This window comes from Nocardia brevicatena NBRC 12119 (assembly GCF_000308495.1).
GTDB lineage: Bacteria > Actinomycetota > Actinomycetes > Mycobacteriales > Mycobacteriaceae > Nocardia > Nocardia brevicatena.
Genome location: NZ_BAFU01000005.1, coordinates 1 through 20712 on the forward strand (window position 1 = coordinate 1; position 20712 = coordinate 20712).

Below are 20712 nucleotides of genomic sequence, written 5' to 3' on the forward strand. Positions count from 1 at the left end.
CTTGGTGAATGCGGCGGCTTTGTCCGAAGTACAGCGTGGATTGGACTCTACTACAGAGCGTAGCGCTCGGCCCCCGGCGACAGCAGCCGTAGGGTCGAGCGGATGAGCTCGTTGGCGCCGCAGGACGCGACCATGTACTGGCTGTCGCGCCGTATCCGCAACGACCAGTTCCTGCTGTACTGCTTCGCCGAATCCGAATGCGGTACCCCTGAACTGCGGCGGGCGATCGTCGACCGGTGCGCCGCGATTCCGGAACTGCGGGTGCGGTTGCGCGAGGATCCCACCGGCCTGTCGTATCCGAGGTGGGTTCCCTGTGTACCGGCGTCCGACCAATTCGTGGACCACGCTTCGCAGGGGTGGGGGTGGTCACGGCTGCTGCGGGCACTCGGGGAGCTGCTGCACACCGGTGTCGATCCCGTGTATCGCCCTTGGCGCCTGCACGTCTTCCGCGGTATCCGCGAGGCGCCCACCGGCGATCCGTTCTCGACCGTGGTGGTGCTGCAGACATCACATGCCCTCGCCGATGGTCGGGGTGCCGCTCGGCTGGCACGGGGGCTGTTCACCGGTTCCGGGGAGACCGAGCGGAGTGGGACGGACCGGAACATCGCGGTACCGCGTATCGGGGGGCGGGCGCCGGGTGCGGAAACGGCGGTGCCGGACAGGGAGCGTGGCGTCGCGAGATGGCCGGGTCGGGCGGTGCGGGCGGTGGCCTCCCGATTCCCGGCCGGGTACGCGGCGGCCCGCATGCCGACCGATATCGTGCGAACGCTGGGCCGTGGTGTGCGAGCTCACCGCGCACAACGGGAACTGGCCCGGCTGACCTCGGAAGGCCGCCTGCCCGGGCCCGCTCCCGGCTATCCACCGGGGCCGCTGAACGGGCCCGAACAGGTCACCGGGCATACGGTTCGGGTGATCGTCCGCCCGGTCGAGGACTTCCGGGTATCGGGGCACAGCATCACGGTGGTGGCGTTGACCGCGGTGTCCCTCGCGGTGGAGCGGTACCTGGCCTCTCGTGGCGAGAGCGTGCGCCGGCTGGGGGCGCAGGTGCCGATGGCGCTGCCCGAAGTGGCGGGGGTGCGCAACAACTATCGCAGTCTCGGCGTGGACTTGTGCGCCGGCGAGTCCGACCTGCGGCGGCGGGCCGCCGCCATAGCCGAGGTGCTCGCCGCACGGCGCTCGCGGGCCGTTCACCCGCTTCTGGCCGTCCAGGACGCCGTGACCGCGGCGGTGCCCGCCCTCGTGCACCGCCGGGACGTGCAGCGGTTTCCGATCGAGACCATACCGGGCACCGTGGCCGGCCACACCGTGCTGTCGAGTGTCGACCGCGGTCCCGCCGATCTCACCTTCGGCGGGGCTCCCGTTCGGTTCACCGCCGGTTTTCCCGCGCTCGGGTCCGTGATGCACCTGACCCACGGGCTGCACGGTCTCGGCGGAACCGTGACCTTCTCGGTGCACGCCGACCCGGCCGCTGTTCCGGATATCGACGTCTACACCGAACGGCTGCGCTCGGCGCTGGGAGAGGTCGTCGCAGCGCATCGGATGTCCCCCGGTTCCCCGGGGCCGTAGGGCCCGTCTCCTCGGCCCGGTCGGGTCCGGGACGGACCGTGGTCGTGATCGCCGATATCCCCGGTGGCGGCTTCTCTCCCGCCGTGACCCCGAAATGGCGGGGTCCGCCGGGCGGGACCGGCCGTTTTTACGTCTGGGTGACGTGGACGGTATGCTGCTCGGCGGAGGATTCGCCTAGTGGCCTATGGCGCTCGCCTGGAACGCGGGTTGGGTTAACAGCCCTCGCGGGTTCGAATCCCGCATCCTCCGCGGCGAATCCGCCGGTAGGTCCGATTTTCGGTCGCTACCGGCGGATTTTCTTCTTTCCCGGCCGGTACCCTTCCGAAGCCCGGACAACACCTGCTGCGCCTGGTCGCGGCATACCCCGTCGGTGATGCCCTTATGCGGGGCGATCCCTCCGCGACCGGAAGGATCTCGAGGCACTCCGGGCGTCGACGCGGCCCCCGATAACGGAGGGTGGACACAGCCGCTACACTGGCTGGCGGATCCCGCGCGGCGCGCATCCTGTGAACTCCCCCAGGGCCGGAAGGCAGCAAGGGTCAACGGGCTCTGCCGGGTGCGCGGGGTCCCCTTCTTTTTCATCTGCCGATTCCATTTGTCGCCGTTTCTCGGCAACCACCCGGGTAACGTGGTCCAGGGGCCGGCGTCCGATCGGCCTCCCCGAAATCGACCAACCCCACGCTGCTTGGAAAGGCTGTCCAGGATGCCCCGGCAAACGCAGATCGGCTTGATGAGCCACGAGGAGCTCGTGTCCGAACACGAACTCCAGACCGCGAACTATGCGAGGCTCCACACCGAGAAGCTCACGCTGGATCTGACCAGGGGTAAACCCTCGCCGGAACAACTCGACCTTTCCGCCGCCCTGCTCTCCCTGCCCGGCGACGGCGACTACCGCGACGGCACCGGCACCGATTGCCGCAACTACGGGGGTCTGCAGGGGCTCCCGGAACTACGCGCCATCTTCGGCGAACTGCTCGGTATCCCGGTGTCGAACCTGATCGCGGGCAACAATGCCAGTCTCGAACTGATGCACGACATCATCGTCTACGCGACCCTGCACGGCACGGTGGATTCACCGCGCCGCTGGGCGGACGAGCCGACGGTGAAGTTCCTCTGCCCCAGCCCCGGCTACGACCGGCATTTCGCGATTACCGAATCGCTCGGATTCGAGATGATTCCCGTCCCGATGCTGCAGGACGGCCCCGATACCGCCGCCATCGCCGCGCTGCTCGCCGACGATCCGCAGATCAAGGGCCTGTGGGCGGTGCCGAACTACTCCAATCCGACCGGTGTGGTCTTCTCCGAAGACGTTGTGCGCGAATTGGTTTCGATGCCCGCCGCGGCTCCCGACTTCCGTCTGTTCTGGGACAACGCCTACGCGGTGCACCCGCTGACCGATACCGCCGCCCCGGTGCTGGATGTGCTCGGTATGGCCGCCGCTGCCGGGCACCCCCACCGTCCCCTGGTCTTCGCCTCCACCTCGAAGATCACCTTCGCGGGGGCGGGGGTGAGCTTCTTCGGCGCCACCACCGAGAACCTGGACTGGTATCTGCGTCATGCGGGTAAGAAGAGCATCGGCCCGGACAAACTCAACCAGCTGCGTCACCTGCGGTTCTTCACCGACGCTGCCGGGGTGCGCGCGCATATGCAGAAGCACCGCGCCATTCTGGAACCGAAGTTCGCGCTCGTTCTGAAGGTCCTGGAAGAGCGGCTGGGTGCCGGCAAGGTCGCGTCCTGGACCGAGCCGAAGGGTGGCTATTTCATCAGCCTCGATGTGCTGGAGGGCACTGCGGCACGGGTGATCGAACTGGCCAAGGAAGCGGGTATCGCGCTCACCGCGGCCGGGTCGGCCTTCCCGTACAAGAAGGATCCGGAGGACAAGAACATCCGGATCGCCCCGAGCTTTCCCGCGCTGCCGGAACTGGAGAAGGCGATGGACGGGCTGGCGACCTGCGTTCTGCTCGCCGCGACGGAGAAAATGCTCGGTAAATAAGCGGAGGACAGGCCACGAGGGCGGTGTCGGTTCTCGGACCGGCACCACCCTCGTTCGCTCAGGCGGGCTTGTGGGCGAGGACGGCGAACATGGTCACCGAGAGGTGGATATCACCGACCGTGGCACCGGCGGCCAGATCGTTCAACAGTTCCGTACGCTGCGCCTCGGTGATGACCCGCCGGGCGACGGCCATGGCCGAGATACGGCTGACCAGCGCGCCCGCCCCGACCGAACGATCCTGGACCAGGGCATGCGAGCCGACTTCGTCGACGACGAGCCCGGCCTTGGTCAGCAGGCCCGGCAGCCTGCGGCCGGAGAACGGGTTGGTGGTGTTGATGAGCAGGGTGTCGATGACCTCCCGCACCACTCGGCGGTCACCGGGGTGCACGATCGCGGTGCCCCAGTCGGAGTCCACTACCACCGCGCGTCCGCCGGAGCGCAGTACCCGGGCGATCTCGCGGGCGGCCCGGATGGGGGTGGTGAGGTGCTGGAAGACGCGCTCACACAGGACGGCGTCGAAGGTGTCGGAGCCGAACGGCACGCCGTAGGCATCACCGGAGTGGAAGGTGGCCCGTGATCCGGCGGCGGCGGCATTGCGCTCGGCGGCGGTCAACAGGTGCGGATCGGGTTCCACCCCGACCGCCCGGCCGTTCGGGCCGACCGCCTCGGCGAAGGTGATCGCCTCCGAGCCGGTACCGGAGCCGATATCGACAGCGCTTTCACCGGGCCGTAGGGCGAGCGCCTCGTGCGCCCAGGTTCGCAGGCGCGACAGGCCGGGCAGCGCGGCCTGTAGGTCGCGGACATCGACCAACTGGTCCTGGCCCGCGGCATCGAAACGGTCGGGCCGTAACCCGAAACTGTCCATGGATCCGTGTCCATCCACTGTGCGGAGTGCGGAAGTAGTTGTCGCCGTGTGTGGCATGCGCCGAGCCTACGCGGCAACCGTACCCGTCGCGCGGCAGGAACGCGCGGGGCGTTCGCTACCGAACGGTAATGAACTCGCTGGTAGCGGGTGTGGGCCGGGTACTGTTCGGGATGGCCCCGCCCGGGCCGGGTGGAATTGTCGTAAGACGTGTCTGGAGTAGGAGAGGTGCGTGGTATGGCCGAACTGTGTCTCGCCCAGGAGCCCGCGGCGGACGAGCTGCTGTCGAAGAGTCCGTTGGCGTTGCTCATCGGGATGCTGCTGGACCAGCAGTACCCGCTGGAACAAGCGTTTCGAGGCCCCTGGAAGATCGCCGACCGGATGGGCGGGCTGGATATCCACAAGATCGCCGAGGCCGATCCCGAGCAATTCGAACAACTGTGCGCCACCCCACCCGCCATCCACCGGTACGGCCGGGCCATGGCGCGCCGAATCCAAGATCTCGCCCGCTGCGTGATCGAACGGTACGACGGCGATGTCGAGGCCGTCTGGACCGCCGACGACCCGGACGGGAAGGAAGTACTGCGCCGGTTGAAGGACCTTCCGGGGTACGGCGATCAGAAGGCCCGTATCTTCCTGGCCATGCTCGGAAAGCAGCTCGGGGTTCGGCCCACCGGCTGGGAGGCCGCCGCGGGTGCCTATGCCGAGCCCGGTTCTCGGCGTTCCGCCGCGGATGTGGTGGACGCGGAGACGCTGCTCGAGGTTCGGGCGTTCAAGAAGCAGCTCAAGGCCGCCGGGAAGGGTTGATCGAAGCCGTTCGGGCCAGGGCGGCGGCCGCCGTTATCGGTCTCGAACTGCCGAAATATCCGAGAGCGGGGCCGGCGTGCGGCAAAACCTTGGTGCCTCGGTGGCGGCGGTGTTAACTTATTTGTTATGAACACCGGCCGCACCACCCCTCCGCGAGTCACATATGTGACCGCCGCGCTGGGCCTGCGGCTCCCGCCCACGCGGGAATTGTGTTGTTCCTCTTGCTGCGGCTGAGCGGGTCTTTCACCCGCCGGCTGCCTTATCGCCCCACCCGTAGGCATGTGTCCCGCTCGGCGGGACCCCAGCAAGGAACAGCAGCCATGTCTCTCCCCACCCTGGACCGATCCGGTACCGCCGCCGTCACCCGCCGTACCCGCACCCAGCGTCCGGTCGTCGCGCCCGAACTGCGGATCTCGGACAACCCCGCCGCGGCGGTACTGCGTGCCGCCCTCACCGGGCCCACCTTCCGCGATATCGCCGCCCGCGCCACCGGTCTGAGCACCGCGACGGTCAACCGCCAGGTCGCCGCCCTGCTCACCACGGGCCTGCTGCGTGAACGCCCGGACCTGACGGCCTCCGGTGCGGTGGGCCGGCCGCGGGTGCCGTTCGAGGTGAACCACGAGCGCTATCTGACCCTCGGCGTCCACGTGGGCGCCGCCTCCACCAAGATAGTCGTCGCCGATCTGCGCGGGCGGATCCTGGGGGGACTGTCCATCGCGACCCCGCAGACCGGGCAGGAATTCGCCGTCACCACCGTGGCCCGCAGCGCCAAGGCGTTCCTACAACGCTGGCACAAGCGGACACCACTGTGGGTGGGTGTGGCGATTGGTGGCCGGGTCGACACCCGCACTGGGGTGGTGGACCACCCGAAACTCGGCTGGCACGAGGCCCCGGTCGGCGCGGTATTCGGTGATGTCCTGGGGCTACCGGTCTCGGTGGCGCCACATGTGGAGGCGATGGCCGCCGCCGAACTGCTGTTGTCGCCGGCGGACCCGTCCGCCGGTGATGAATCCGGCCGGGTGGGTGCGCCGCGCGGGAGCAGCCTGTATTTCTATCTCCGGGAGACCGCCGGCGTGGCGGTGAGCCTGGACGGTCGGGTGCACACGCCGAGCAGTGGCCCCGGTTCGATCGCGCATCTGCCCACCGGCTCCGATATCACCTGCGCATGCGGCCGGCGCGGTTGCTTGGAGGCGACCGTGGGCGACCGGGCACTGCACGCGCAGGCGGTGGGCCGCGGCATCATTCCGGCGCACCACGGCAGCCAGGGCACCACCATCGCCGATCTCTACCGGGCCGCGGTCGCCGGTTCGGAACCGGCGCGCGGACTGCTGGCCGAACGGGCCGCCATCCTCGGCCGCACGGTGGCGCTCGTACGGGATATGTTCAACCCCGACCGGGTGCTGCTCGGCGGTCAGGCCTTCACGGCGTACCGGCCCGGCCTCGCCCACGTGGCGCGCGCGTTCTCCGAGGCGACGGTGTTGCCACCCACCGATATCAGGGTCACCGGCTATGCGTCGAAGGTGCAGGAATTCGCCGCCGTGGTCACCTCGCTGAGTGTGCTGTACGCGGACCCGCCGGCCGCCGTCCGCCGGGTGCACGCCTGACGGACGGCGGCCGGCCGCTCATGCTGTGTCGATTCGGCATGAGCGGCCGCCCTCCGCGGTCGCACTCCGCCACAGTCGGGGCCCGGCCGGGTCTGGACCGACCGGAGCGGCGTCGCGTCGGCGGCGTCGCGGAGGGAGGGAAGACCCGGGGTCACGAGGGCCCCGACCCGCGCCGCCTTTGGCGGCGCAATCGAACACGGACCGCTCATGCCGCGGGGAAGAGGGATTCGACAGCGGTGATGAAATATGGGAAATGGCCGGCGAAGCGGTGCAGGTTGCGGTCCTGATCGAACCCGCCGAACCAGTACAGGCCCGGAGCCTCGTCCGCGGCGGGGTCCAGGTCGCGGAAGACGCGGACCCAGTTATCGGCCCTGCCCCACACCACGGTGTAGGGCAGGGCACGGGAGAAGACCAGCTCCCGGTCGGCGGGCGGCACCCGGTCGGCACGAAGCTCGTCGAGTCCGCGGCGCAGCGCGTGGACCTGGCCGGTGAGCGTCCGGCCGTGGGCGGTGCGCAGCGGCAGGAAGCGCTGCGCGATCAGCACTCCGAGACCGGCGAGGGCTATCGCGACACCCACCAGCGCATGTCCCGACACGACCGCCGCCCCGATGGTTGCAGCAACGCCGACGACGAGCAGTCCACCGCCCAGCCAGAGCGGCAGCCTGCGCCGAGTGGCGTCGAAGAAGGTACCGCGCTTCACCGCGTCGGCGAACATGGCCGCGCGCAGGGGTTCCACCTGCATCCGGCCGGGGCGGCGCAGTTCGGACAGGGCCACCGTCTCGGTGCCGGCGGGTAGGAGGGCCTCGTAGAGGGCTCGCTCATAACCACGCAGTTGGTCGTCGGGCGGGTTGATCCGGGTGATTCGCCAGTCGGAATCGTCGACCGGGTCGATCCAGATATAACGGCGGACCGCCAGATCGACGACGGTGGCGGCGATATCGGTGGGGTCCGCGTGCTCCTCCAACAGCACACCGGCCTCGCCGGGCAGCAGGCCGTCGGGGGAGGCGAACTGGGTCCGGCCGTCCGCGTGCACCAGCGGTTCGATGGTCTCGGCCGCGGCCGGCCGCCGGGCCCGGACGATATAGCCGGCCAGCGCGGCCATGGCCAGGAACAGCACGCCGAACGCGACGAGAGCCGGGCCGGTGAGGGTGAAGATCGAACCGCCCGAGGACTGGATATCGGCGTTCGCAGGCACGGTGCCGGGCGGAATCTGCAGGGTGAGGTCGACGGCTTCGCCCTTGCGCAGGTTCGTCTGGTCCAGGTACAGCATGCCGTCGGCCTCGATATGCACATGGGCGCAGGGGCGCGCGTTACCGGGTGGGCCGAGCTTGCAGTCCACTATGCCCATTTCGAAACTGGGACTGATGAGCGAGGCGTGGATCTCCGCGATATCGGCGTTCAGCGCGCCTATCCACCGGAAGACCTGACTGCCCTCGGCGTTGTTGACGGTGTTGTGCACCGAATAGCGGAAGGCCGATTCACCGGGGCCCGCCTCGATGGTGAACAGGTCGTCGGCCACCTGTGCGGTGCCCGCACCGGATGATTCGATATCGGTGACCTGGAAACGCCGTTCGGAGTGCTCGTCGAGCCGGATCCGCAGTGGCAGCGACATCTGAAACCGGTCACCCGCGGGGACGGTCACCTTCTCGTCGACTTCGAGCACACCTTCGCGGTTCAGCTTCATATCCACAGTAATGGCGACGCCGGTGGGCTGCGCCCAAGCGGTCGGTGTGCCCGTCGCGAGCAGTCCGACGATCACGAGCAGCAGCGCTACAGCGCCCCCCCGAAAAGTGAGCATGACTCGATACTCTAAACAGCCTGCTATATCTTCGTCAGGGCTGTAGAAGATCGGGAAGGGTGGGGGAGTGACGCGACCACCGTACGGATATGGGCCGGTTCCGCCAGGTGGGCAGCCGTTTTCGGGGAGTCGACGTCCACCCTACGGGCAGCGGCCGTCGGTTCCACCCGGTCACCGTCCCCCGTATGCTCCCGGCTCTCCCGGATACGCAGCGCCACAGGGCTTCCCTCGCCCGTCCTACGGGCCGTCGCCCGGATACCCCAGCCGGGGACCGGTTCCCGGCCACCGGCCCCGAGCCGCACCCCCGATGCCACCGCCGGCGGCCTATCGCAGACCGGGCCCGCCGCCGCGTCGCTCCGGTGGCGGGGGCGCAACGACCGCGCTGTTCGTGGTGGTGGTGTTGGTCGTGGTGCTCGGCCTGGCGCGCGTCGCGCTGACCTCGGTGGGGATGGATATCAGCGCCGGTCCGCGACCTGAGCACAGCTATGACAACGGCGATTCCGGGCCCGCCGAGACCGCGCGGAATCCGCTGCTCACCGATCCGAACACCACCCTGCTGCCCGCCGACTGCGATTACGCCCCGTGGGGCACCGACGAGTCGACGGCGCGCGCCTTCTTCGGTAGCGCCGCGAAATGCCTGGAAGAAGCCTGGCGGCCGCTGTTGGAACAGGCGGAGCTGCCGTTCACCGCGCCGACGGTGAACGTGACGGAGGACACGGACGGTATCACCACCCCGTGTACCGGGACGACCAGCAATTTCGCGGCGTTCTACTGTCCGGCCAACAAGAGCATCTATATGCCGATCAGTCAGTTGCAGACCGATATGTACGGGGACAACTGGGTCGTGTACCTGTCGGTGTTCGCCCATGAGTACGGCCACCACGTACAGAACCTGTCCGGGATTCTGCGCAAGGTCAACAGCGACCGGATCGATCTCGGGCCCCGCACTCCGCAGGGGCTGGAGCTGTCGCGTCGGGTCGAACTGCAGGCCAACTGCTTCGACGGTATGTACCTGGCGTCGTCGGGGCAGGGCGGGTCGCTGACATCCGGTCAGCTGGGTCTGGCCCGCGAGGACGCCGGTGGGCGTGGCGACCAGAGCGGTGATATGCGCGATCACGGTTCGCCGGAGAACAGCGGTCTATGGTTCGGCCGTGGGGCGGACAACAACCGGGCGGCGCAGTGCAATACGTTCACCGCGTCGGCGGGTGAGGTCGGCTGAGGCCGCGTTTGTCCGTCCGCAGATCCATCAGCCACTGGGTCATCTGCGCGGGTGTCGCGTCGCGGCCTATCAATTCGGTGACCACGTGTCCGGCGCAGGCGGAGTCGAGCGCCCGCGCGGCGAATACCATCGGATCGCCCCACGGTAGGTACGGTTTGGCGAGCAGCAGCGAGGCGATACCGTGGGCGGCGGCCCACAACTCCAGCACGATCGGCACCGGATCGCCCTGATCGATCAGCCCTTCGGCCATGGCCTCTTCCACAGTGGCCGAGAAATGCCGGAAGGGCCCGCTGGTGAACACCAGATCGACGGCTCCCTCTGTTTCGGCCGGTGCGGTGGCGATTCGGTATTGCTCGGGGTGTTCCAGGGCGAAGCGGATATAGGTGAGGCCGAGTTCGCGCATTCGGATGGTGGGCGGGTCCGCGGGGTCGATGGCGGCGTGCATGGCGGCACCCAGGTCTTCGAAGACCTGGACCACAACGGCCTCGATCAGTGCGTCCTTATCGGCGAAATGGCGGTAGATGGACGGTGCGGTGACGCCGACCATCCTGCCGATCTCACGGATCGATACCGATTCGGCGCTACCGGTTCGATGCAGCAGGTCCGCTGCGGCGGCGAGGATTTCGCTGCGTAACCGTTCGCCCGAGCCGCGCGGTGACCGAGGTCGACGGGACCGGGTCATATTCGCTCCCCGGGTCCGGACGACCCCACCGGCTCGGGCGTACGCTGCGGTGCCGGCTCGGGTTCCTCGGTGAGGGCGATACGGGCATGCAGGCGGGCCAACGGTTTCGGCGCCCACCAGTTGACGGGACCGAGTAGCCGCATGAGAGCGGGGACGAGCAGGGCGCGGATGACGGTGGCGTCCACCAGGACGGTCAGGGTCAGGCCCAGTCCCATGAGCTGGATGAACGAGACCCTGGAGGTGGTCAGCGCCCCGATTACGATGGCCATCAGCACTGCGGCGGCGGTGAAGATCCGGCCGGTGCGGGCCACTCCGACGGCAACGGCCTGGGTATTGTCCTCGTCCGCGTGCTCGGGGCCGGTTCGTGCGGCGCGCCGGTGCAGCCATTCTTCCCGGATTCGGGCCAGCAGGAACACTTCATAGTCCATGGACAGGCCGAACGCCAGGCAGAACATGAGAATCGGCATGGTCGGCACCAGATAGCCGACCGGGGTGAAACCGATCAGATCGGCCAGATGTCCGTCCTGGAAGATCCACACCATTGCCCCGAAGGCCGCTGTCAGCGAGAGGGTGTTCAGGATGAGCGCCTTCAGCGGCAGTATCAGGCTTCCGGTGAACAGGAACAGCACCGCGAAGGTGGTGAGTGCGATCAGCAGCCCGGCCAGGGGCAGGCGCGCGGCGAGGGAGTCCAGGGAATCGACATTGATCGCCGGCGCTCCGCCGAACAGTGCGGGGGCGGGGGTGGGTATCGCGCGCAGCTCGTCCAGTTGCCGGGAGCCGGCGGGGGAGAAGGGGTCGAGCGGACTGGCCACGGTCAGATAGGTACCGGTGTCGTTGACCATACCGGGCGGGGCCGGGGCGAGCCGCTTGCCGGAGATATACACCCCGGCACCGGACAGGACCGCGGTGACATCCGCGACCTCGGACAGGCGGGTGGCGTAGGCGCCGACGGCCTGCTGGTCGTAGAAGCGGTCGAGGATGACGGTGGTGTAGTCGCCGGAATTCGCCCGCGGGAATTCCTCGCGTAGTTCGTCGCCGACCTGGCGTGCGGCGGAATCGGTCGGCAACACCCGGTCGTCGGGGTAGCCGAATTTCGCCGACAGGAACGGCGACCCGAGCACCAGCAGCAGTGCCACGATCACCACCGAGACGGGGACCGCGTGGCGCATGACCCGCACCACGGTGCGGTACCAGAGGGTCTGCTCGGGGATCATGACGCCCGGTGTGGTGGGGGTGCGTCCGAAGAGCCGCAGGATGGGTGCGCGCAGGTCGAGACTGTTGACCCGGTGCCCGAGCAGGACCAGGGCGGCGGGCAGCGCGGCGATGGCCGCGGCTGCCGCGGCGGCGACCACCGCGACACCGGAGTAGGCGAAGGACTTCAGAAAGTACAGGTCGAATATCGCCATGACCGCCAGCGACAGCGCCACCGTCACGGCCGAGTACAGCACGGTGCGGCCCGCGGTCTGCACCGCCCGGATGGTGGCGGCCGTCGGGTCCAGGCCGGCGGCGAGTTCTTCGCGGTAGCGGCTGACGATGAACAGGCTGTAGTCGATGGCCAATGCCAGACCCAGTGCGGTGGTCAGGTTCATGGCGAAGACCGAGACATCGGTGAACATCGTGAAGACCCGCAGGATCGCCAGGGTCGCCGCGATGGCGAACAGCCCGAGCAGCAGCGGTAGTGCGGCGGCGATCAGGCTGCCGAACACCAGCACCAACACGATCAGCGTCAATGGGATCGCGGCCATTTCGGCGACGGCCAGATCATGGGTGATCTGCTCGTTGACGTCGTGGTAGACCGCCGCGATACCGCCCTGGCGGACGGTGACCCCGTCCCGGGTGCCGGTTACCTGGTCGGTGATCTCGCCCGCGCTCTGCTGAATCCGCGTCTCGTCACCGCCGAGGTACGCCGCGATCAGGGCGCTCTTACCGTCGGTGCTGCGGAGGGCGGCGGCGACCATCGGTTGTGCGGTCCAGTACGACTGCACGCCCGAGACGTCCTCGCGGGTGCGCAGGGTCTCGACGATCTGTAGTCCGCGGGCGCGGGCCGCGGGGGTGTCCATCCCGTCCGGCGAGTCGACCAGGAGGATGTAGTTGGGGACGGCGCCGTCGAAATTGTCCGCGAGTAACCGTGCCGCTCGGGTGGATTCGGCGTTCTCGGAGACGAATCCACCGGGTTTCAGATGGGCGGGGGCGGTGGCACCGAAAACACCACACAGCAGCGCGATGACGACCGTGACCATCAGCACCGTGCGCGGGAATCGGGTGGACAGTTGTGCGATTCGGATCAGCATTCCCGGGCCCCTCGGTAGGATAGTGGCGTTAGCGTAACGCCGTTATCCTTCGAGGGGAAGGGGAGTCAGGACTGCGGAGTGCGGCCGCGCTCGAGTCGGGCCAGTGCCCGCCTGCCCCGCGGGCCGGGGAAGGGCAGCTGGTCATGCAGGGTGACCCACCCCGCCGTGGTCAGCCATTGCCGCTGGGTGCACGCGTCGGCGGTGTCATGGAAGAGGGGCCGGTTCAGATCGTCGCGCAGTTCGTAGGCCATCACCGACCAGGTCGGCGGGGTGCCCTCGGCGGCGAGACAGTCGGCGAGATAGCGCGCCACCAGCGCTCCGACCGCATTGGCGGGCCGTCGCGATACCCGCCGGCCGTGCCGCGCGGCATGGTAGCGGCGGCCGGCGCACAGCGATCTCGGATGTTCGTTGTAGGCGATCCAGCCCGCGCGCTGTGCGCGTTCGATCAGCCAGAGGTGCTTCACCGAGCCGGGCGGGATATCGCCGATTCGGCCGCGGATCAGCGCCATCACCGGTTCGCTGCAGAGGACATCGCGGCGGGTCGGGCCGGTGCCGTACGTGATCCAGTGGTCATCGGCGATACGGGCGATCGTCCGGCCGAAATCGTCGATACTGCGCTGGGCCAATTTACCGAGGCGTTCGATCCGCTCGGTCTCGCGGCGCATCTCGTTCTGCGTGGTCAGTGAGCGGACCGCGGCCATGGTGGGGACCTGGCCGCGTTCGAGCAGTTCCAGGACGGTTGCCGACGTGATGGGATCGGTCACGGCCGATATCGGCAGGGGCTCGCGGTAGGTATCGGATCCGCTCGGGCGAATCGCGCGGCTGAGCAGGCCGACCGCGGTAGGGTCGCCGGCGAAATCGGTACCGGAGAGCCAGGCTGTCGCTATTTCGTCACACGAGGACACAACGGGCCTCCGCGCTACGGGAGATCGGTGGGGGATTCTGTTGTGCCCCGGCCGGTCGGGAGGCCGGCCGGGGTCACCAACCTGGATGAAAGGTTCGGCGACCGATGCCGCCGATATCACGGTAGCCAGGTACTTGCGGGCGCGGCATCGTTGCGATGGATTCGTTATCGCGGCAAATGCCCGGTGAATCGGGGCGCAAGTATCGATGCCCCCGGCCGCGCGACACAGGCGCGACGGATCGCCGGGGCGGGTATACCGGCGGTCGGTCTTCGCCCGGACCTGCCACCGTTGCCGCCGGTGAGCGCGGCGGAACCGATACGTGAGCATGATGTGATGTGGATCACAGATAGCCGGTTGTGGTCGCGTACCGGCAGGTGCTGCCGGGATGTTCTTTGTCGTCGCGCGCCGGTAGCCTCTGGCCGTGGCTCTGTACCGGAAGTATCGACCGGCAACGTTCGCTGAGGTGGTGGGCCAAGAGCATGTCACCGACCCCTTGCGCACCGCGCTCGACACCGGTCGCATCAGTCATGCCTACCTGTTCTCCGGTCCACGCGGCTGCGGGAAGACCTCCTCGGCGCGGATTCTCGCGCGCTCGCTGAACTGTGCACAGGGGCCCACATCGACGCCGTGCGGTAGCTGCCCGTCGTGTATCGCGCTGGCCCCGGGAGGGCCGGGCAATCTCGACGTGGTCGAACTCGACGCCGCCAGCCACGGCGGCGTGGACGACACCCGCGAACTGCGGGATCGGGCCTTCTACGCGCCCGCCGAATCGCGGTATCGGGTGTTCATCGTGGACGAGGCGCATATGGTCACCACGGCCGGTTTCAACGCGCTGCTCAAAATCGTCGAGGAGCCGCCGGCGCACCTGATCTTCGTCTTCGCCACCACCGAACCCGACAAGGTGCTGCCGACCATCCGTTCGCGCACCCATCACTACCCGTTCCGGCTGCTCCCGCCGGCGACCATGCGCGGGCTGCTCGGACGGATCTGCGACCAGGAGAACGTATCGGTCGAGGAGTCGGTGTACCCGTTGGTGATCCGTGCCGGTGGTGGTTCCCCGCGCGACAGTCTGAGCGTACTGGATCAACTGCTGGCCGGCGCCGGCCCCGAAGGGGTGACCTATGCGCGTGCCGTCGCGCTGCTCGGCGTCACCGATGTGGCCCTCCTCGACGACGCGGTGAACGCGCTGGCCGCCGCCGATGGTGCCACTCTGTTCGGCACCATCGACCGGGTGATGGAGGCCGGACACGATCCGCGTCGGTTCGCCGTCGATCTGCTGGAGCGGCTGCGCGATCTCATCCTGTTGCGTGTCGTCCCCGATGCCGCCGAGCGTTCCTTGGTAGCCGCCCCGGCCGATCTTCTGGAACGTATGCAGGACCAGGCCGCACGGATCGGTCCGGCCGCCCTCACCCGGTATGCCGAACTGCTGCATGAGGGCCTCGGCGAGATGCGCGGTACCGCCGCTCCACGGCTCCTGCTCGAGGTCGTCTGTTCGCGGATGTTGCTGCCCGCGGCGTCCGACTCCGACGCCGCCACCCTGCAACGGCTCGAGCGGCTGGAGCAGCGGTTGGCCGGGGGCTCTGTCGTGCCGGTCCCCGGTGGGGACACCGCCCCGATCGAGGACCGTCCGACCGGAGGCCGGCAGCAGGGGGATGCGTCCGCGACGCCACGCCGTCGGGGTGCCGAGGCCCTGGCCGCCGTCCGTGAATCCCGTGCGACACGGGCTGTGCCGGATGTGGTGGATATAGGTGTGGCAGGGACCGCGCGGGCCGATGCGGACAGGAGAGCACCGGACGCCGAGCGCCGGCCGGAACACGCTGCCGAAACCACCGAGCGGGCGGCCGACAGCGCCGGCGAAGGGGGTGGGAGCGGAAGTGATGACGCCGGCCCGGCCCCGGCGGCCGAGGACGGGGGCGCGGGCCCGGAGGCGGGTGACCGGGGGGCCGCCGGTGCGCGCTCGGAGAGCGTCCCCGATGCGATGCGGTATACAGAGACATGGCCCGCCGGAGCCGAGCAGGTGGCGGAGAGTGGCGGGTACACCGTCCACGGCCCGGTGGAAACAGTGTCACGGGCCGAAGAGTCGGAGGCGGTCGTGGCCGCCGGACCGAGTGGGGGCGCGGGCTCCGACAGCATGGTGGGTGAGCCATTCGATTCGTCGGCGGAGGTGGCCGGTGCGGACCCGAGCGGATCCGGCGCTTCGGCCGTGGACCCGGATCGGCGGGGCGATGAACCTCGCGACGCCTCGGCATCCACCGGGCCGGTGGATGCCGAGCGGGCGGCGGATTCGGGTTCCACCGCACCGGCGGATCTGCTCGCCCAGGTGCAGGCCGCCTGGGGAGAGATCAAGGCCAAGGCGAGGGATTTCGGGCCCACCGTGGGCGCGATGCTGGCGTCGGGGGCCTCGGTCGTGGGGGTCGAGGACGATGTGATCGTCTTCGCGCATCATGCGGCGCTGGTGCGGCGGCTGTCCGGGCAGCAGAATCTCGAGGCGGTCCGGGCGGCGGTCGGTGCGGTCCTCGGTCGTGACTGCCAGGTGCGCTGGGTGACGGCGGGCACGGCGGCTCCGGCGCCCGTATCCGTGCCGCGTGGTTCCGGTACTCGCTCCCGGACCGGGGGCCGCGAATCCGGTGGGCGCCGTCCCGGCGGTTCCGGTGGCGAGTCCGGCGGACCCGACGAAGGGGGGCCGTGGCGCACGGCCGAGGTGCGGGCGGATGCGGCGGCATCCGCCGCTTCGCGGGCCGAGGGCTCCGATCCGGCCGGTGGTACGGCGACGGCATCGGGTTCGGTGCGCGGGACGGAAACCGACTCGGTATCCGCCGAGGCCGCACGGGCACCTGGCATGGGGTCGGGCGGGACGGCCGGAGTACGGCGCGGTTCCTCCGGCGCCCCGCGGTTCTCCCGGCCCAGTCGGGCACGCGCCGTCGGCGGCTACCCGGACGAGGACATCCCCCCACCGGACTATCCGGACCTCCCCGACGATCCCGGTCCGGCCGACCACGGCTACGGGCCGGGCGGTGTGCCGCCGTCCACTCCCGAGGAGGAGCGGGAGATGCTGGCCGAATCGGCGCAGCCGGTGGCGCCGGGGGATCGGCGTGACCCGGATGAGGTGGCGTTGGAGCTGTTGGTGAGTGAGCTGGGCGCTACCCGTCTGGATAGTTGACAAGCACCGGAGCGCCCGCGTTAAGTTAACCGGAGTTCGCATTCGGCGGTACTATGGGCGGGTGGCTGCGAGCTTCGGCGGACGAGGTTCTATGGTTGGCCGTGATATACGGCCAACCGGATCTCGCTGTCGTTCCGTGCCGTTGTTTGTACAGCGTATGCTGCGGTTGCTCGCGCCACCGCGAGGCTTCCGGCGCTGCCAACCGAATACAGACGGTCGGTCGAACGGCCGGTCGGCGAGGTATCTCGCGTCTGCTCCGCCAGGTGCGGCGCGGGCGTAGTCCTAGGAAGGAAACACTCCGATATGACCACAGAGGCCTACATTTACGAGGCCATTCGCACCCCGCGCGGCCGCAACAAGAAGGGGTCGCTGCACTCGGTCAAGCCGATCGATCTCACCACCGGTCTGGTCCAGGAGCTGCGCAACCGCTTCCCGAACCTCGACGAGGACCGGATCTCGGACATCATCCTCGGTGTGGTCTCCCCGGTCGGTGACCAGGGTGCCGACATCGCCCGCACCACAGTCCTGACTGCGGGCCTGCCCGAGACGGTCGGCGGTGTCCAGATCAACCGCTTCTGCGCCTCCGGCCTCGAGGCCGTGAACATGGCCGCCCAGAAGGTGCGCTCCGGATTCGACGATATGGTGCTCGCCGGTGGTGTCGAGTCCATGTCCCGCGTGCCGATGGGCTCGGACGGCGGCGCCTGGATGTTGGACCCGGCCACCAACTACGACGTCTACCTCGTACCGCAGGGCATCAGCGCCGACCTGATCGCCAGTATCGAGGGCTTCTCCCGCGAGGACGTCGACGCCTACGCGGTGCGTTCGCAGGAACTGGCCGCCAAGGCCACCACCGGCGGCTACTTCGCCAAGTCGATCGTCCCGGTCAAGGACATCAACGGTCTGGTTGTGCTGGACCGTGACGAGCACATGCGTCCCGGCACCACCATAGAGGACCTGGCCAAGCTGAATCCGTCGTTCGCCGGTATTGGTGAGATGGGCGGCTTCGACGCGGTGGCGTTGCAGAAATACCACTTCGTGGAGAAGATCAACCACGTCCACCACGGCGGCAACAGCTCCGGCATCGTCGACGGCGCCGCGCTGGTGCTGGTGGGTAGCGAAGAGGCCGGCGCGGCGTCGGGCCTGACCCCGCGTGCCCGTATCGTCGCCACCGCCACCAGCGGCGCCGACAGCACCATCATGCTCACCGGCCCGACCCCGGCCACCAAGAAGGTGCTGGCCAAGGCCGGTCTGACCGTCGACGACATCGACCTGTTCGAGATCAACGAGGCATTCGCGTCGGTGGTGCTGAAGTTCCAGAAGGATCTGCAGATCCCGGACGAGAAGCTGAACGTCAACGGCGGTGCCATCGCCATGGGCCACCCGCTGGGTGCCACCGGTGCCATGATCACCGGCACCATGGTCGACGAGCTGGAGCGCCGCAACGCCCGTTACGCGCTGATCACCCTGTGCATCGGCGGCGGCATGGGTGTGGCCACCATCGTCGAGCGCGTCTGACACGTCCCAACCGGACTCGGATTTTTTCCCGGCGGTGTTCGCGTCAGGCCCGGAGGCGGCAGCCTGCGTGACCACGGAGGGCCCGCGAACACCGCCCATTTCACCAGGAGACAGAGAAACCGTGAGCGAAGCCAACATGATCGGTTGGGAGAAGGATTCGGACGGCATCGTCGTACTGACGATGGACGACCCGAACCAGGGCGCCAACACCATGAACGATCTCTACAAGAAGTCGATGACCGCCACGGTCGATCGGCTCGAGGCCGAGAAGGACGATATCACCGGCGTGGTGCTGACGTCGGCGAAGAAGACCTTCTTCGCGGGTGGCGACCTGAAGAACATGATGAAGGTCGGTCCGGACGACGCCCGGCCGCTGATGGAGGAGCTGGCCGAGATCAAGGCCGCGCTGCGCCGGCTGGAACAACTGGGCAAGCCGGTCGTGGCCGCCATCAACGGCGCCGCGCTCGGCGGCGGCCTGGAGATCGCGCTGGCCTGTCACCGCCGGATCGCGGCCGATGTGCCCGGTTCGCAGATCGGCCTGCCCGAGGCCACCCTGGGCCTGCTGCCCGCCGGCGGCGGCATCGTCCGCACCGTGCGCATGCTCGGCCTGCAGAACGCGCTCCTGCAGGTGCTGCTGCAGGGTCAGCGCAACAAGCCGGCCAAGGCCAAGGAGATCGGCCTGGTCGACGAGCTGGTCGGCTCGGTGGAGGAACTGGTCCCGGCCGCCAAGGCGTGGATCAATGCCAACCCCGAGGCCGGTGTGCAGCCGTGGGACAAGAAGGGCTTCAAGATCCCCGGTGGCACCCCCGCCAGCCCGGCGTTCGCGGCGCAGCTGCCGGCCTTCCCGGCCAACCTGCGCAAGCAGCTCAAGGGTGCGAACATGCCGGCTCCGCGCGCCATCATGGCCGCGGCGGTCGAGGGCTCGCAGGTCGATTTCGACAATGCCTCGCTGATCGAGTCCCGGTACTTCGTGCACCTGCTCACCGGGCCGGTCGCGAAGAACATGATCCAGGCGTTCTTCTTCGATTTGCAGCACATCAACAACGGCGGTTCGCGACCCAAGGATGTGCCCAAGCGCGAGATCAAGAAGGTCGGCGTGCTCGGTGCGGGCATGATGGGCGCCGGCATCGCCTATGTGTCGGCCAAGGCCGGCTATGAGGTCGTCCTCAAGGACGTCTCCCTGGAGGCGGCCGAGCGCGGTAAAGGCTACTCGGAGAAGCTCGAGGCCAAGGCGCTCTCGCGTGGCAAGACCACCGAGGAGAAGTCCAAGGCGCTGCTCGACCGGATCAAGCCGACCGCGGACGCGGCCGATTTCGAGGGCGTCGACTTCGTGATCGAGGCCGTGTTCGAGAGCACCGAGCTCAAGCACAAGGTGTTCCAGGAGATCGAGGACATCGTCACCCCGGACGCGCTGCTGGGCTCGAACACCTCGACCCTGCCGATCACCCTGCTCGCCACCGGTGTGAAGCGGCAGCAGGACTTCATCGGTATCCACTTCTTCTCCCCGGTCGACAAGATGCCGCTGGTAGAGATCATCAAGGGCGAGAAGACCTCGGACGAGGCGCTGGCCCGGGTCTACGACTACACCCTGGCGATCAAGAAGACCCCGATCGTCGTCAACGACAGCCGCGGCTTCTTCACCTCCCGCGTGATCGGCACCTTCGTCAACGAGGCGATCGCCATGCTGGGCGAGGGCATCGAGCCCGCGACCATCGAGCAGGCCGGTTCGCAGGCGGGCTACCCGGCTCCGCCGCTGCAGCTGACCGACGAGCTGAACATGAAGCTCATGCAGAAGATCGCCAAGGAGACCGAGGAAGCGGCCAAGCGCGGCGATGCCGCCAGGGGCGTCGAGCGCCACCCGGCCCTCGACGTGATCGATTACATGATCGAGCAGGACCGTCCGGGTCGCCTGGAGAAGGCCGGTTTCTACGAGTACGACGAGAACGGCAAGCGGCTGAACCTGTGGCCGCAGCTGCGCGAGCACTTCAAGACCACCCGCGGGTTCGACGTGCCGATCCAGGATCTGATCGATCGCATGCTGTTCGCCGAGGCGATCGAAACCCAGAAGTGCTTCGACGAGGGTGTGCTCGAGTCCACCGCGGACGCGAACATCGGCTCCATCTTCGGCATCGGCTTCCCGGCCTGGACCGGTGGTGTGCACCAGTTCATCGTCGGCTACCCCGGCGGTCAGGAGGCCTTCGTGGCCCGCGCCGACGAGTTGGCCGCGAAGTACGGTGCGCGTTTCCAGGTGCCGGAGTCGCTGCGCAAATAGGTTCTATGGACCGTATCCGCTCTGAAGCGGATACGGTT

The 20712-nt window shown here is 68.5% G+C and carries 13 protein-coding genes, 1 tRNA gene and 1 other RNA gene; 10 read left to right on the plus strand and 5 right to left on the minus strand.

Annotated features, from left to right (window positions below; genetic code table 11):
- Positions 1 to 102: 102 nt before the first annotated feature.
- From ON20_RS00985 to ON20_RS00995, 4 genes are all read left to right on the plus strand, one after another.
- Positions 103 to 1566, plus strand: a complete 1464-nt coding sequence (locus tag ON20_RS00985; RefSeq protein ID WP_040832920.1) for a WS/DGAT domain-containing protein — start codon at positions 103 to 105, stop codon at positions 1564 to 1566.
- Positions 1567 to 1729: 163 nt separating this feature from the next.
- Positions 1730 to 1815, plus strand: a tRNA-Ser gene (locus tag ON20_RS00990).
- Positions 1816 to 2046: 231 nt separating this feature from the next.
- Positions 2047 to 2141, plus strand: an RNA gene (gene ffs, locus ON20_RS33875) — signal recognition particle sRNA small type.
- A 128-nt stretch (positions 2142 to 2269) separates the two neighbouring features.
- Positions 2270 to 3559, plus strand: a complete 1290-nt coding sequence (locus tag ON20_RS00995; RefSeq protein WP_040832921.1) for an aspartate aminotransferase type Ic — start codon at positions 2270 to 2272, stop codon at positions 3557 to 3559.
- Between the two features lie 58 nt (positions 3560 to 3617).
- On the opposite strand, the gene ON20_RS01000 is transcribed toward ON20_RS00995, so the two are convergent.
- Positions 3618 to 4424, minus strand: a complete 807-nt coding sequence (locus ON20_RS01000; protein WP_040832922.1) for a methyltransferase domain-containing protein — start codon at positions 4422 to 4424, stop codon at positions 3618 to 3620.
- A gap of 234 nt (positions 4425 to 4658) precedes the next feature.
- Between ON20_RS01000 and ON20_RS01005 the strand changes: the two genes are divergently transcribed.
- Together ON20_RS01005 and ON20_RS01010 are read left to right on the plus strand one after the other, a co-directional pair.
- Positions 4659 to 5228, plus strand: coding sequence for an HhH-GPD-type base excision DNA repair protein (locus tag ON20_RS01005; protein ID WP_040832923.1), 570 nt, complete (start codon positions 4659 to 4661; stop codon positions 5226 to 5228).
- A gap of 320 nt (positions 5229 to 5548) precedes the next feature.
- Complete coding sequence (locus tag ON20_RS01010) at positions 5549 to 6832, plus strand: ROK family protein (RefSeq protein ID WP_040832924.1); 1284 nt, start codon at positions 5549 to 5551, stop codon at positions 6830 to 6832.
- A gap of 205 nt (positions 6833 to 7037) precedes the next feature.
- Here ON20_RS01010 and ON20_RS01015 read toward each other — a convergent pair whose 3' ends face one another.
- Entirely contained in the window at positions 7038 to 8630 is a 1593-nt protein-coding gene (locus ON20_RS01015) for a DUF2207 domain-containing protein (RefSeq protein WP_040832925.1), read from the minus strand.
- A 307-nt stretch (positions 8631 to 8937) separates the two neighbouring features.
- On the opposite strand from ON20_RS01015, the gene ON20_RS01020 reads away from it, so the two are divergent.
- A complete protein-coding gene (locus ON20_RS01020; protein ID WP_040832926.1) occupies positions 8938 to 9849 on the plus strand; it encodes a neutral zinc metallopeptidase in 912 nt (303 codons plus the stop codon).
- Here ON20_RS01020 and ON20_RS01025 read toward each other — a convergent pair.
- The 3 genes from ON20_RS01025 to ON20_RS01035 all read right to left on the minus strand — a co-directional run bounded on the left by ON20_RS01025 (position 9821) and on the right by ON20_RS01035 (position 13586).
- A complete protein-coding gene (locus ON20_RS01025) occupies positions 9821 to 10531 on the minus strand; it encodes a TetR/AcrR family transcriptional regulator (RefSeq protein WP_051161357.1) in 711 nt (236 codons plus the stop codon). The two genes, ON20_RS01020 and ON20_RS01025, sit on opposite strands and share 29 nt — an antisense overlap.
- Positions 10528 to 12822, minus strand: coding sequence for an MMPL family transporter (locus ON20_RS01030; protein ID WP_040832927.1), 2295 nt, complete (start codon positions 12820 to 12822; stop codon positions 10528 to 10530). The genes ON20_RS01025 and ON20_RS01030 overlap by 4 nt, the downstream gene beginning before the upstream one ends.
- Before the next feature lie 65 nt (positions 12823 to 12887).
- Positions 12888 to 13586: a hypothetical protein gene (locus ON20_RS01035; protein ID WP_245546926.1), complete on the minus strand. Its 699-nt coding sequence runs from the start codon at positions 13584 to 13586 to the stop codon at positions 12888 to 12890.
- 562 nt (positions 13587 to 14148) lie between these two features.
- Between ON20_RS01035 and ON20_RS38455 the strand changes: the two genes are divergently transcribed.
- The 3 genes from ON20_RS38455 to ON20_RS01050 all read left to right on the plus strand — a co-directional run bounded on the left by ON20_RS38455 (position 14149) and on the right by ON20_RS01050 (position 20674).
- Complete coding sequence (locus tag ON20_RS38455; protein ID WP_040832929.1) at positions 14149 to 16887, plus strand: DNA polymerase III subunit gamma and tau; 2739 nt, start codon at positions 14149 to 14151, stop codon at positions 16885 to 16887.
- Between the two features lie 303 nt (positions 16888 to 17190).
- Entirely contained in the window at positions 17191 to 18402 is a 1212-nt protein-coding gene (locus ON20_RS01045; RefSeq protein ID WP_040832930.1) for an acetyl-CoA C-acetyltransferase, read from the plus strand.
- Between the two features lie 121 nt (positions 18403 to 18523).
- On the plus strand, positions 18524 to 20674 hold the full coding sequence (locus ON20_RS01050) for a 3-hydroxyacyl-CoA dehydrogenase NAD-binding domain-containing protein (protein WP_040832931.1): 2151 nt from the start codon (positions 18524 to 18526) through the stop codon (positions 20672 to 20674).
- Positions 20675 to 20712 lie beyond the last annotated feature (38 nt).

Coding starts and splice junctions, on each gene's coding strand:
- ON20_RS00995 (WP_040832921.1), top strand. CDS start 2,270: ATGCCCCGGCAAACGCAGATCGGCTTGATGAGCCACGAGGAGCTCGTG.
- ON20_RS01020 (WP_040832926.1), top strand. CDS start 8,938: ATGCCACCGCCGGCGGCCTATCGCAGACCGGGCCCGCCGCCGCGTCGC.
- ON20_RS01045 (WP_040832930.1), top strand. CDS start 17,191: ATGACCACAGAGGCCTACATTTACGAGGCCATTCGCACCCCGCGCGGC.
- ON20_RS00985 (WP_040832920.1), top strand. CDS start 103: ATGAGCTCGTTGGCGCCGCAGGACGCGACCATGTACTGGCTGTCGCGC.
- ON20_RS01005 (WP_040832923.1), top strand. CDS start 4,659: ATGGCCGAACTGTGTCTCGCCCAGGAGCCCGCGGCGGACGAGCTGCTG.
- ON20_RS01025 (WP_051161357.1), bottom strand. CDS start 10,531: ATGACCCGGTCCCGTCGACCTCGGTCACCGCGCGGCTCGGGCGAACGG.
- ON20_RS01030 (WP_040832927.1), bottom strand. CDS start 12,822: ATGCTGATCCGAATCGCACAACTGTCCACCCGATTCCCGCGCACGGTG.
- ON20_RS01010 (WP_040832924.1), top strand. CDS start 5,549: ATGTCTCTCCCCACCCTGGACCGATCCGGTACCGCCGCCGTCACCCGC.
- ON20_RS01000 (WP_040832922.1), bottom strand. CDS start 4,424: ATGGACAGTTTCGGGTTACGGCCCGACCGTTTCGATGCCGCGGGCCAG.
- ON20_RS01015 (WP_040832925.1), bottom strand. CDS start 8,630: ATGCTCACTTTTCGGGGGGGCGCTGTAGCGCTGCTGCTCGTGATCGTC.